Raw genomic sequence first — 13,106 nt, 5'->3', positions numbered from 1 at the left:
CGAATCGGTCTGCTTCCGGCCTGTTTGGCAAGCTGATTGCTGGCATGATCGCTGTGAGATCGTCAGAGATCTTGTGCGGTTCCTACGAGATCAGAGGAGACGGAGATGGCCGAGAACGGTCAGGTGCTGGTGACGGGTATCGGAGCGATGACGCCGGTCGGCGCCGATGCGTCCTCGTCCTGGTCGGGGCTGCTGGCGGGAAAGTCCGGTGTCCGTGCGCTGGTGGAGGAGTGGGCCGCCGACCTCCCGGTAGGCATCGCGGCCGGACTCACCGAGGACCCGGCCGCCGCGCTGCCCCGTACACAGGCACGGAAGCTGGACCGCGGTGAGCAGCTCGCGATGCTCGCCTCCCGGGAGGCCTGGCAGGACGCCGGCGCGCCCGAGGTCGAGCCCGAGCGGCTGGCCGTGGTCATCGGCACGGGTACCGGCGGTGTGCTCACCACCCTCGGCCAGGACGACATCTTCGAGGAGTCCGGGGCGCGCCGGCTCTCTCCGTTCGCGGTCCCCATGCTCATGCCCAACGGACCGGCCGCCTGGGTGAGCATGGACCTGGGCGCCAAGGGCGGCGCCAGGACGCCCGTCAGCGCCTGTGCGTCCGGTGCCGAGGCGCTCGCGATGGGCCTCGACCTGCTCCGCGCCGGGCGGGTGGACGTGGTGGTCGCCGGCGGCGTCGAGGCCTGTCTGCACCCGTTCACCATCGCCGCCTTCGCCCAGATGAAGGCGCTCTCGACGCAGATCGAGAACCCGGAGTCGGTGTCCCGCCCGTTCGATGTGGCCCGCAGCGGCTTCGTCATGGGCGAGGGCGCGGGAATCATGGTCCTGGAGCGCGCCGAGTTCGCGCGGGCCCGCGGCGCCACGACGTACGGCACGCTGGCCGGCAGCGCCGTGAGCTCCAGCGCGAACCACATCACGGCGTCCGACGCGGCGGGCCAGGTCCACGCCATCGAGCTGGCCCTGCGGGATGCGGACCTGACCCCGCGGGACATCGGCCATGTGCACGCCCACGCCACCTCCACCGAGTCCGGTGACCTGGCGGAGGCCGAGGCGATCGGCCGGGCCGTGGGCACCCATGCCTCGGTCACGGCCACGAAGTCGATGACCGGTCACATGCTGGGTGCCTCCGGGGCGGTGGGCGCGATGGCGGCGCTGCTGGCGCTCAAGGAGGGCGTGGCGCCCGCCATCCGCAACCTTGACGCACTCGACCCGAGGATCGACCTGGACGTGGTGCAGGGCGAGAACCGGACCGGGGAGTGGAACGCCTCGCTGGCCAACTCCTTCGGATTCGGCGGACACAACGTGAGCCTGGTGTTCACCAAGTGACCACGGCCGTCCGGCCGGTCGTCCCGCGGCGGCAGGGCCCTGGGGGCCCGCCCGGTGCCCGATGGGGCTCCTTGCCGCACCGCAGGGCGTGACACAACAGAGGGGGATACGGGGGAGATGACGGTGGACGGTGCCGATGCCGCGCACACGGCGGGGACGGCGGGCACGACGGTGGAAGGGGACGGGGGCAGGTCCGGGGACCGGCGGACGGCCGCCCGCCCGGCGGGCGGATGGCGGGGGCGGCCCTGGCTGAGCGTCTTCACCCTCTCCCTCGCCGCGATGATGGTCTCGCTCGACGGCACCATCGTCGCCGTGGCGCAGCCCGTCATGCAGCAGCGGCTGCATGCCTCGCTCACCGAGATGCAGTGGGTGACGAACGGCTATCTGCTCGCCGTCGCCGTACTGCTCATCGTGGCCGGCCGGGTGGGCGATCTCTTCGGCCACCGGCAGGTGTTCCTGGCCGGCACGCTGGGATTCACCCTCGCCTCCGCGGCCATCGGGCTGTCGACGGACATCGGTGCGGTGATCTGCTTCCGGGTGCTGCAAGGCGTGTTCGGCGCGCTGATGCAGCCGGCGACCCTGGCACTGATCATGACGGCGTTCCCCGCGGACCGGATGAATCTGCCGATCGCCGTACGCAGCAGTGTCATCGCCGTCTCCATGGCGCTCGGCCCCATCGCGGGCGGACTGATCGTCCACTACGCGAGCTGGCAGCTGGCCTTCTTCATCAATGTGCCGCTCGGGGCGCTCACCGTCCTGCTGGGGCTGGTCGTACTCCGCGACGCGAAGGAGGAGGGCGCCGCCCGGGGGCTGGACGTACCGGGACTGCTGCTGCTGAGCGCCACGCTGAGCGCCCTGGTCTGGGGACTCACCGCGGTGTCCGGCCGCGCCTGGGGCGACCCGGCGGTGTGGGCCCCGCTGGCCGGCGCGGGCGCGCTGGCCTGCTGCTTCGTCGGGTGGGAGCGGCGGGCGGCGAACCCGGTGATTCCGATGCCACTCTTCCGGTCCCCGCTGCTGTCCGTCGGTGTGCTGCTGCTGATCGTCAATGCGTTCAGCCTGTTCGGTACCTCGTTCTTCCTCGCCTTCTATCTCCAGCACGTCCGCGGTCTGACGCCGATGGAAAGCGGGCTGCAAGTCCTGCCGCTCACGGTGATGATGGTGGTCGGCGCCCCGTTCGTCGCCCTGTGGATCGGCAAGGCGGGCCCGCGGATCCCCGCGGCGCTCGGCATGCTGATGAACGCGGTCGCGCTGTTCGGCATCTCCCGGCTCGACGGCCACGAGGGAAGCGGGCAGCTCGGGTTCTGGCTCTTCGTGATGGGCCTGGGGTTCAGCCCCATCATGGTCGGGGCGACCAAGCTCGTCCTGGGCAATGCGCCGCAGGGGTTCTCCGGAGTCGCCAGCGGCATCCAGCAGACCGCCATGCAGGTCGGCGGCAGCCTCGGCGTGGCCGTCCTCGGCGCCCTGATGGCCTCCGGTGTCAGGGACGTCCTGTCCCGTCGGCTGGCCGCGGACGGCACCCGCTTGTCCGCGGCGCAGTTCGATCATGCCGTGCAGTCGGTGTCCGTCGGTCTGCACGGGCATTCCGCGCAGCTGTCGGGGCTGCCGTCCTCGGTGTTCGAACAGGTCAGCCGTGCGGCGTTCCGGTCCGGCATGGGGACCGCCCTCACGGTCACCTGTCTGGTGGCACTGTGCGCGGCGGTCGCCGGACTGCTCGTCCGTACCCGGCAGCCCGGCAAGTAGCGGAAAACATCCTGGAGTGAGTGATGACGTACGTAATCGCGCAGCCCTGTGTCGACCTCAAGGACAAGGCGTGCATCGAGGAGTGCCCGGTCGACTGCATCTACGAGGGCAAGCGGTCCTTGTACATCCACCCGGACGAATGCGTCGACTGCGGTGCCTGTGAGCCGGTCTGCCCGGTCGAGGCCATCTTCTACGAGGACGACACACCGGAGGAGTGGAAGGACTACTACAAGGCGAATGTGGAGTTCTTCGACGAGCTCGGCTCGCCGGGCGGCGCCGCCCGGCTCGGCCTGATCGACCGCGACCACCCCGTCGTCGCGGCGCAGCCGGTCCGTACGGCCGGAGCCGCGGGCGAATAACGCGCTCCGCCCGGCTCCGGTGCGAGGGCTCCGGGCCCGCCGGCCGGGGACGCGCCAGGAGCCGCAGCACGACGAAGGGCCGCCGGAGAAAGTCCGGCGGCCCTTCGTCGTGCGCCGGGTGAAGCCGGCTCAGCGCCCCCGGAACGGTCAGCGCTCCACCAGCGTGAACAGGCTCTCCCAGCGGCCGACGATCTCCTCCGTGGAGAACCGCTGGATGTTCGCGCGGGCCGTTTCGCCCATCGTGTCCCGCAGATCCTTGTCCGACATCAGGGCGTCGAGATGCCGGGCGAATTCGGTGACATTGCCGGGGGGCGCGAGGAGCCCGTCCACACCGTCCGAGATGATCTCGTGGACGCCCGGCGCCACATCGAACGCCACACACGGCACCGCGGTCGCCATCGCCTCCATGGGCGCCAGCGGGAAGCCCTCGCCGCGCGAGCTGAGCGCGAAGACCGCGCTCTCCCGCAGCGCGCCCGGGACATCGCTCGTCCGGCCCATCCAGGCGACCGTGGCGGCGATCCCCAGCTCCGCGGCCTGCTTGCGCAGCGCCTCTTCCTCCTCGCCGGAGCCGTAGATCCGCAGCGTCCAGTCGGGGTGCTGCGGCGCGACCTTCGCCCAGGCCTCCAGCAGCAGGTCCACGCCCTTCTCCTCGTGGAGCCTGCCGATGCTGACCACACACTTGCGGGAGCGGTCCGAGGGGACGTCAGGGAAGAACGGCAGCGGGTTCGGCATGAAGCCGACGTTGTCCATCCGCTGCCGGATCCAGCGGTCGGCGTCCTCCCGGGTGAGTGTCAGCATCCGGTCGACGTCTTCGTAGAACCGCTTGACCCGGCCGAAGCGGGACGACTTGCGGCAGGTGTCGAACGATTCATGGCTCATCCCGATCACCGTCAGCCCCGCGGTGTCGGCCAGCGCGACCCACTCCATCGCCCACACCTGCGTGACGATCACCACCCCGCCCGGCTTCGCCGCCCGGAACAGCGCACTCATCTTGGCCGCCTGCTCCTGCATCCCCGCCTCGCGGGCGGCCCGGCGGCGCTGCTCGGCGAGGTTGAGCTTGTCCTTGAGACCGCGCACGGGGCGGACGGACGGCGGGTGCGCGGCGTAGAGCGTGGTGGTCTTGAACGGCAGGTCGGCCGCCAGCTCATGGACCCGTCCCTCGGGGGGCGGCACCACGCCGACGATGTGCACCCGGTGGCCCCGCTCGCTGAACAGACGCGCCATCTGGTGCGACCAGCTGGTGATGCCGCCCATCTCGTTGACGCTGTTGGAGACGAAGAAGATGTCCCGCGGCTCGGCTGCGTACGACTTGGTCATCAACGGCTCCACTGCGCGAAAAACTGCTCGACGATGCTCTGGGCGGCGTTGCCCCGGTCGTATTCTCCGAACTTGGCGACGAATTCCTTGCGGCTCTTCGCGTATTCCAGCCCCTGCGACTCGAACGACTTGATCGTCTCGTGGAAATCGTCCTCGGTGCGGACCACCGGGCCCGGTGCGTGCTCCAGCAGATCGAAGTAGGTGCCACGGCCCTCGTGCACGTACTCGTCGTAGTCGTAGGTGAAGAACACCAGCGGCCGGTCGAGCAGCGCATAGTCGAACATCACCGAGGAATAGTCCGTGATCAGCCCGTCGGCCAGCTCCAGCAGCGGCGTCACATCGTGGCGCGCCGAAACATCGATGACCCGGCCCTCCACGGTCGGCGGCAGCACCACATGATTGAGGTAGTGCGAGCGCACCAGGAGCACATAGCGGTCACCGAACTGATCGGCGAAACGCTCCACGTCGAAGGGCAATTCGAAGCGCCCGTGCCGGCCGCCCGCCTTGCGGAACGTCGGCGCGTAAAGCAGCACCGTCTTGTCCTCGGCAATGCCCAACTCGGCGGCCAGCGGCCCGCGTTCCCGCGCGCCCAGCGCCGCTTCCCGCTGCCGGGCGCGGACCAGTGCGTCATTGCGCGGGTAACCCACCCGCAGCAAGGTCTTCTCCTTGAGCCGGAAGGCCTTGGCCAGGGTGTGCACATCGTGCTCGGAGCGGATCAGGAACCGGTCGAAGCGGTCCAGCGAACGCTGCTGCTCCGCCTGCTGCTGCCGGGTCTGCGCCTTCAGCGCCGGCTGGTCGAAACCCATGTTCTTGAGCGCCGAGCCGTGCCAGGTCTGGAGGTAGGTGGTCTCCGGACGCTTGGTGAGCTTGAGCGGGTAGCTCTGGTTGTCCACCCAGAACTCGGCCTGCGCCAGCGCCTTGAGATAGGGCAGCGACCAGCGCTTGACGAGCGTGACGCCCTTCGGGAAGTCCTTCGGGGACCCGGCGTACGACCAGATCGCCTCGAACTCCAGGCCCTGCCGGCGCATTTCCTCGTAGATCGCGCGCGGGCTGTCGCTGTACTGCTTGCCCAGGTGGCTCTCGAAGACCACCGTGCGCTTCTTGACCGGCAGCCGGCTGAAGACCTCGTGGTAGGCGCGGAGCTTGTTGTCACCGGAGGTGACCTTCTTGCGCAGCTCCTTCGCCTTGCGGTAGCCGGTCTTGGCCAGCGTCCCCGGCCTGCCGCGCACCCCGCGGGTGATCAGTTCCTGTACACGCTCGGCGTTACGGTTCTCGCTGACCAGGCGGAACGCCAGATGCCCCTTGGCCGAGACATGCGGTTCGAGACGGTCGGCGACCATCCGCGACAGCCGCGGCCGTACCGGCAGCCCACCGGACAGCCCGGTGTCGGCGACGGTGAGCCGGCTCGTGGTGCGCACCCCGTCCACGTCCAGGCGCAGCCGGACGTCCCAGATGGTGTCGACGATGCCCAGCGGGCGCAGCTTCGCGGTGAGGTCGGCGACGGCCTCCCAGTGGATGGCGTCACCTTCGTGGCGCAGCACCCGCACCGGGAAGTGGAAGGTCTGGAGGCTGCGCCGCCGGGCGCTGAACTCCAGCTCGCCCTTGAGCTGCGCGCCGGGTGGGATGACGCCGAGCGGATTGTTGATCCGGCCGGTCAGCGAGACGGACCTGCCGGACTCGCCGAAGCGGGTGAGCTGATTGCGCAGGAACAGCTGGTTGACCGGCTTCTCGTGATAGCCGATGTCGGTCACGTCCAGCACATCGCGGCCGAACGGATCGTCGGTGTAGCCGTCGCACCAGTAGATCCGGCCGTCGTGCTCGGCGAGCGGCGAGGAGACCTTGTCGCGGTTGATGAGCGTGTCGACCGCCGGGATCAGGTGGTCCCAGTCACCCTGCTGGAGCAGGTACGCACAGATGGCCTGTATCGGCTGCACGCGCTCGTACGCCTCGGGGGCGATGCTCGCGAGGTACTCCCGGGAGAGCTCGGCGAACTCCCGGCGGTAGGACGCGTCGCGGAACGGCAGATCCCGCAGATGCAGCACCAGGTCGTGCTTGAGGAATTTGACGTCCTTGGCGAGCTTCATCTCGGCCAGCCCGCGCTCCGCCAGCATGGCGTCGATACGCCGGTGGATTTCCAGCCGGTGGGAGAAGTTGCTCATTTCGTGCCGCCGGTTCGTCACCGACTTCACGGCGGCCTGCTCGTGGACGTGCCAGAAGTAGACCTGATTGGGGATCAGGGTGATGCGCTGGGCCGCAAGATAGGCCTCGGCGATAAAGACCAGGTCCTCGTAGAACATTCCCTTGGGAAAGAGGAGATTGTTCTCGACGAGGAATTCCCGGCGATAGCACTTATTGGTGCACAGAGTGTCCCAGACGAACAGGTCCGGCAATTCCGTGACGGATTCCAGTGTGCGGGTGGTGGAATACAGCCAGGCGTACCACTCGTCGCGCTTCTGGTTCCGGGTGTCCTTGTGCAGCCGGACGGTCAGACCGGAAACGATATCCGACCCGGTTTCCTCCGCCGCCTCCAGCATATTTCTGCACGCATTGAGTTCCAGGACGTCATCGCTGTCCAGGAACATGACGTACCGGCCCTGGGTGTGCTGGATGCCGACGTTCCGCGGCTCGCCTCCCGCACCGCTGTTCTCGGGCAGCTGGAAGGCTCTGACCCGCCCGGGATGACCGGCCGCGAGTTGCTGCGCCACTTCGAAAGAACGGTCGGTGCTGCAGTCGTCGACGATCACCACCTCGACGTCCCGGAGCGTTTGATCCAGTACGGACTGGACCGCGGTCGGCAACCGGTCGGCGTCGTTGTAGACGATGACGACTACTGAGACGTCAGGCACAGGCACCTCAACCCTCTTTCGATACTGTTTCCCGCCAGAATAGCCCTATCTGCCCCCTCGGATTACAACCGATCGCGCCCATGGCGCTACGGACAGTGGGTCACGGGAGCATCGGGAAGGCGTACTCCGGCGTTCGGATCTTGACCATGCGTCAGCCCTGTAGATCCACCCGCCGCGGCAGGCTCCGGCCGGGAGGGAAGACGGGTGCCCCCGCGAATCGGTTGCCTGTCGCGTCGTGTCACGTCCGTTGCGATCAGACATTTATCGGATTCCGTGCGAAGGGCAGTGGGAAGCAGCGGGAAGGGACCCGTAGCGGGGCAGCCGGAAAGGGCACTCCGCGCACGGCGTCCGCATGCGACGACAACAGGCAACAACAGACGACGGCAAGAGCGCGGCGAGGCAACGGCAAGAGCACAACAAGAGCACAACGAGAGATCGAATACCCGGAATGCCGGGGACGTGGCGACGCGGCGGTGTAACGGCCGCGCCGTCAACCGGCCTCGCGCGCCGGGTGCCCGGGCCCCGCTCCGGGCACCTCTGCGCCCGCTCATACGTCCTCCCCATGGAGGAGGTGTCCTCGCGAGTTCAGGGAAAGATCCTGCTCAAGAACTAGCGACGCGCCTTTGCCAAGCTATTACGCTTGCCGTCAAGGCCGCGCACGGCGGCCATGGAGGAGTGAGATGAGGAGCAGCAACCCGGTCTTCTCGCGACGTGGGTTCAGCCGCGACACCGGCTACGCGGGCTTCAACGCGCCGCCGCAGGCCGGGGGCCCCGCCGCGAACCCGTACGCCGGAGCAAACCCCTACGCGCAGGGCGGCAACCCGTACGCCCAGGGCCAGCAGGACGTCACCCAGGCACCACCGCAGTACACGCCGCAGACCCGCCCGATGACGATGGACGATGTCGTCGCGCGCACGGGCATGACGCTCGGCACGGTCATCGCGGGCGCCACCGTCGGCTGGCTCTTCCTGACCCAGAGCCTCGGCTTCGCCATCGGCGCGGGCCTGGTCGCGATGGTGCTGGCGCTCGTCCAGTCCTTCAAGCGCAAGCCGTCGCCCGTGCTGATCCTGGCGTACGCGGCGCTGGAGGGCCTCTTCCTCGGCGCGCTGAGCGGCTTCATCAACGGCCTGCCGAACATGAACGGCGCCCCCATGCAGGCGGTGCTGGGCACGATGGCGGTGTTCGTCGCCATGCTGGTCGCCTACAAGACGCGGATCGTGCGGGTCACCGCCCGCTTCACCCGCTTCGTGATGATCGCGGCCATGGGCTTCGTCCTGCTGTCGCTGGTCAACGTGATGTTCATGGCGTTCGGCGGCGGTGAGGGCCTCGGCTTCCGCAGTGGCGGCCTGGGCATCGTCTTCGGCATCGTGGGCGTGGTCCTCGGCGCGCTGTTCCTGGCCCTGGACTTCAAGCAGGTCGAGGACGGCATCGCCTACGGCGCTCCGCGCGAGGAGTCCTGGCTGGCCGCGTTCGGCCTCACGCTGACGCTGGTGTGGATCTACATGGAGATGCTGCGGCTGATCTCGATCCTCCGGGGCGACTGACCCCGCACGACACGGGCGCCGAAGCGTCCACGCGCCGTACGAAGGGCCCGCCGGCACAGTGCCTGCGGGCCCTTCGGCGTGATGCACGGTGAGAGTCCTGAACCGGACCGGGGCGGAGCCCGTCACCCGGTATCAGAACTTGCGCGCGGCGCGCCTGAGGTCGTGTTCATGGACGATTGCCTTGGCGTGCCCGTAGGCGAGATTGTGCTCGCCGCGGAGCCAGCTGACCTTTTCGTCGAAGCGGAAGAGAGCGGGGCCTTCCTCAACGGTGCGGAGCCAGTCGGAGATTTCCCGGCCGGTGCAGTGCGGGATACGGGAGAGCATGTTCCGGTGGGTCTCTTCGGAGAAGAGCTGAGACATCGGCGCCTCCGGACGCGGTCGATGCTGGTACTTCAGCCCACCGTGCCTGAGCGTTCGGGCGTTGGCAACCACCCCGGGGTGGCGCATAGGCTCACGTCGTGCTTGACGTGACCCCCTTGCAGACCGCCGTTGACGCCCTCGCCGACCGCCTCAGATCGCTGCCGCAGAGCAGGCTCGGCCAAGGTGCCGCGGGCGAAGCACTCGCGCTGGCACGACACTTGGCGACCCGGGCGCAGTTGATCGAGCGGCCGGAGGAGTCCCCGTACGAGCTACCGGACGCCGGAATGTTCGCGGCCGGCGACCAGCTCGCGGTGGCCGGACACGACCTCGTCGAGGCGCTGCGGGCCGCGGCGGTGCGGATGGCCGACCGAGCGGGGGATTCTGACGCGAAAGTGGCCCCCGCCGAAGAACTGGCGGAGGCCGTGCGATGCGTCCGGGCGGCGGCGGCACGCTGCTAGAGCCTGTCGTCCGGATCAGGCCCCAGCTGTCGTCGTGCGCCCGTCAGGAGTGACGGGACAGCCCCGGGGGCTTGCCGCCGCGCCGGGTCAGAGCGAGGCGATCACGCGGTCGGCGAGGATGTAGACGCTCTCCTCGCGGCTCTCGCCCCAGGCGAAGGTCAGCGCATACGCACCGGAGATACCGGAGCCGCCCAGCAGCACGGGGGCGTGCCCCGCGTGGAGTGCGCCGGCCACGCGCTCCGCGGTCTCGCGCTGCCCGGGGGTCAGGCAGAGCGTGGTGCCGTCGGTGAAGACGTAGACATCCAGGGTGCCCAGCGGGCCGGGGCGTACGTCCGCGAGCGGGGTCGCCTGCTGCGCCAGCTCCTCCAGGCGCGCCACGGTGCGCTCGTGATCGCTGATCACCGGGGACGGGGAGAAGTCGGGGTGCGAGGGGTGGCGCCGGCGCGCGGCGGCCAGTTCGGCGGACTCGGTCTCCTCGACCGGCTCCAACTCCGGCGCGTCCAGGGCGTCCATGGACTCCAGTGCGTCCATCGCCTCCATGGCGTCCGAGCCCAGCAGCGGCTCCAGTCCGGCCAGGTCCGCCTGACGGGGCAGGAACGGCTGGATGTCGAGCCGGTCGGGCTCCTGGCGCTCGGGCAGCTCGCGGTCGGCACGGGCGTCCAGCAGGCCCTCGTCACCGAGGCCGGCCAGGCCGCCCAGCAGCGACGGGGCGTCGGCGGCGTCCCTGGCCTCCTGCGCGGCCCAGAAGGCGCGGGCCTCGGCCAGTTCGCGCTCCCGCTCCTCGGCCAGGGCGTCGGCGACGGCGGCGCGTATATCGGCGAGCGGGGTCTCGGCGGCCGGAGTGGGGCGGGCGGCCGGGATGGTCGCGACGGCCGGGCGCACCGCCTCGGCACCTGCGACGGCGTCCTGACGGGCGGCGGTGAGCTCGGCGTGCAGCTCGGCGATCTGGCGGCGCAGACCGCGGGTGGTGTGCAGGGCGGCGGCGCCCAGTGCCACGGCGACGGCCGCGGCACTCAGCAGGACGACAGTGGTGACGCTCATGCCGAAACCTCTCTTCGTTCGGTCTCGCATGCGCGAGACGCGCGCTGCTCGATGACCTGCCCCCGGCTTTCGGCCGGGGGTACCCCCATGCGGCGCTCGCTCATGCGTCCTCCCCACTTCGCTCGGCGGCCCTCTTCGCGCGGGCCGCGCACAGGTACGCGGACTTCCCCCGGCCGTCGGGCGGGGTGACCCCCCTGACGCACTCACTCACGGGATCACTCCTGGTAGCGGCTCACTCACCGGCGTACTCCCGTTAGCAGAATGTTCTCCGACTTCCTACATCAGCCTGCCGGTCCTCGGCGACCGCTCCCGGTGCGCTATGTCCCGAAAAGGAGGGGGCGCAGAGCCCCGTACGTACGAGTGACCCCATGCTGACCTGCAAGAACGCTTCTCCTCCAGGGCGTTGGTCACAATCCTGGGGGGGATTGGGTCGCGATCTCGTTAACGAGTGACGCGGGTCACGCCGTGTCGCCGCCGGTATCCGCACGACAGCGAAGGGTGTGCGCCCGGCGGGAGTTGGTCCGTTTTGTCGCGCTCCCCTTCGAGCTGCGGGGGGCGGCGGCCGGGCTGAGCTTCGCCGCCGGTGGGGACAGGAGCAGGGGCCGGGGCGCTCGTTCCTGAGCCCCGGCCCCTACTCTCCGCTACGCCGCGGCTCAGCTCAGCCGCTCGTGCTCATGGTCGCGCTTCGCTTCGCTTCCGCTGCGGGCAGGTGCCGGGCACTCGTACCTCGCGCCCGACCCCTACCCTCCGCTACAGCTCAGCTCAGCCGCTCGATGACCATCGCCATGCCCTGGCCGCCGCCCACGCACATCGTCTCCAGGCCGAACTGCTTGTCGTGCCACTGGAGGGAGTTGATGAGGGTGGTGGTGATGCGGGCGCCGGTCATGCCGAAGGGGTGGCCGACGGCGATGGCGCCGCCGTTGACGTTGAGGCGGTCCAGGTCGATGCCCAAGTCGCGGTAGGACGGGATCACCTGGGCGGCGAAGGCCTCGTTGATCTCGACCAGGTCGATGTCGGAGACCGAGAGGCCGGCCCGCCGCAGCGCCTGCTTGCTGGCCTCGACCGGGCCGTAGCCCATGATCTCGGGCGACAGGCCGGAGACGCCGGTGGAGACGATCCGGGCCAGCGGGGTCAGGCCCAGCTCGCGCGCCTTGGTGTCGGACATGATGACCAGCGCCGCGGCACCGTCGTTCAGCGGGCAGCAGTTGCCGGCGGTCACCAGGCCGTCGGGGCGGAAGACCGGCTTGAGGCCGGAGACGCCCTCGACGGTGACGCCGGCGCGCGGGCCGTCGTCCTTGGAGACGACCGTGCCGTCGGGCAGCGTGACCGGGGTGATCTCCCGCTCCCAGAAACCGTCGTTGATCGCCTTCTCGGCAAGGTTCTGGGACCGCACGCCGAACTCGTCCATGTCCTGGCGGGTGACGCCCTTGAGGCGGGCGAGGTTCTCCGCGGTCTGGCCCATGGAGATGTACGCGTCCGGGACCAGGCCGTCCGCGCGCGGGTCGTGCCAGTCGGCGCCTTCCTGCTCGGCGCGCGCCGCGGTACGGGCCTCGGCGTCGGCGAAGAGCGGGTTGTGGGTGTCCGGCAGGCCGTCGGAGCTGCCCTTGACGCTGCGCGAGACGGTCTCGACACCGGCCGAGATGAAGACATCGCCCTCACCGGCCTTGATGGCGTGCAGTGCCATGCGGGTCGTCTGGAGGGAGGAGGAACAGTAACGGGTGATGGTGCAGCCCGGGAGGTGGTCCATCCCCATCTGGACGGCCACGATGCGGCCGAGGTTGTGGCCCTGCTCGCCACCGGGGAGACCGCAGCCCAGCATCAGGTCGTCGATGTCCTTGGGGTCCAGCTCGGGGACCTTGGCGAGGGCGGTCTCGATGATCTTCGCGGTCAGGTCGTCCGGACGCAGATCCTTGAGCGAGCCCTTGAAGGCGCGGCCGATCGGGGAGCGGGCGGCTGAGACGATCACGGCTTCGGGCATCACACGGCTCCAAGTGCGCGGGAAAAGGGCGGACTGTGAGGGAAGTTACCTGCACGTAGTGCTGAGGTCACGGGGTCCGCGCTGTGATGCGGGCCTCTTTTCTAAGCGGGCGCTTATGGGAACGGGGAGGAGCCGCACGGTAT

General features: G+C 69.5%; 10 protein-coding genes. 5 read left to right on the top strand and 5 right to left on the bottom strand.

The window, feature by feature from the left end; genetic code table 11:
* Positions 1 to 105: 105 nt before the first annotated feature.
* From IF67_RS0127265 to fdxA, 3 genes are all read left to right on the top strand, one after another.
* Positions 106 to 1,320 carry a beta-ketoacyl-[acyl-carrier-protein] synthase family protein gene (locus IF67_RS0127265; protein ID WP_030990010.1) on the top strand — a complete coding sequence of 405 codons (1,215 nt, stop codon included), beginning with the start codon at positions 106 to 108 and terminating at the stop codon, positions 1,318 to 1,320.
* A gap of 117 nt (positions 1,321 to 1,437) precedes the next feature.
* A complete protein-coding gene (locus IF67_RS0127260; RefSeq protein ID WP_051818645.1) occupies positions 1,438 to 3,060 on the top strand; it encodes an MFS transporter in 1,623 nt (540 codons plus the stop codon).
* Between the two features lie 23 nt (positions 3,061 to 3,083).
* A complete protein-coding gene (fdxA, locus tag IF67_RS0127255; protein ID WP_030990007.1) occupies positions 3,084 to 3,419 on the top strand; it encodes a ferredoxin in 336 nt (111 codons plus the stop codon).
* 147 nt (positions 3,420 to 3,566) lie between these two features.
* Here fdxA and IF67_RS0127250 read toward each other — a convergent pair whose 3' ends face one another.
* Both IF67_RS0127250 and IF67_RS0127245 read right to left on the bottom strand, forming a co-directional pair.
* Entirely contained in the window at positions 3,567 to 4,736 is a 1,170-nt protein-coding gene (locus IF67_RS0127250) for a glycosyltransferase (protein ID WP_030990005.1), read from the bottom strand.
* Positions 4,736 to 7,582 (bottom strand): bifunctional glycosyltransferase/CDP-glycerol:glycerophosphate glycerophosphotransferase, encoded by a 2,847-nt coding sequence (locus IF67_RS0127245; RefSeq protein WP_030990003.1) that lies wholly within the window; start codon positions 7,580 to 7,582, stop codon positions 4,736 to 4,738. Before IF67_RS0127245 ends, IF67_RS0127250 begins: the two co-directional genes overlap by 1 nt.
* 680 nt (positions 7,583 to 8,262) lie before the next feature.
* Between IF67_RS0127245 and IF67_RS0127240 the strand changes: the two genes are divergently transcribed.
* On the top strand, positions 8,263 to 9,126 hold the full coding sequence (locus tag IF67_RS0127240) for a Bax inhibitor-1/YccA family membrane protein (RefSeq protein ID WP_030990002.1): 864 nt from the start codon (positions 8,263 to 8,265) through the stop codon (positions 9,124 to 9,126).
* Positions 9,127 to 9,258: 132 nt separating this feature from the next.
* Here the strand turns inward: IF67_RS0127240 and IF67_RS0127235 are convergent, their stop codons facing one another.
* A complete protein-coding gene (locus tag IF67_RS0127235; RefSeq protein ID WP_030088455.1) occupies positions 9,259 to 9,486 on the bottom strand; it encodes a DUF4287 domain-containing protein in 228 nt (75 codons plus the stop codon).
* Positions 9,487 to 9,584: 98 nt separating this feature from the next.
* Here IF67_RS0127235 and IF67_RS0127230 point away from each other — a divergent pair, with 98 nt between their 5' ends.
* Positions 9,585 to 9,944: a hypothetical protein gene (locus IF67_RS0127230; protein ID WP_030989999.1), complete on the top strand. Its 360-nt coding sequence runs from the start codon at positions 9,585 to 9,587 to the stop codon at positions 9,942 to 9,944.
* Between the two features lie 87 nt (positions 9,945 to 10,031).
* Here the strand turns inward: IF67_RS0127230 and IF67_RS0127225 are convergent, their stop codons facing one another.
* Complete coding sequence (locus IF67_RS0127225) at positions 10,032 to 10,985, bottom strand: hypothetical protein (RefSeq protein WP_030989998.1); 954 nt, start codon at positions 10,983 to 10,985, stop codon at positions 10,032 to 10,034.
* A 757-nt stretch (positions 10,986 to 11,742) separates the two neighbouring features.
* Positions 11,743 to 12,963, bottom strand: a complete 1,221-nt coding sequence (locus IF67_RS0127220) for an acetyl-CoA C-acetyltransferase (protein WP_030989996.1) — start codon at positions 12,961 to 12,963, stop codon at positions 11,743 to 11,745.
* Positions 12,964 to 13,106 lie beyond the last annotated feature (143 nt).

Source organism: Streptomyces sp. NRRL S-1813, from assembly GCF_000719605.1.
Lineage (GTDB): Bacteria > Actinomycetota > Actinomycetes > Streptomycetales > Streptomycetaceae > Streptomyces > Streptomyces decoyicus.
This window is presented reverse-complemented; position numbering and strand designations above follow the sequence as displayed.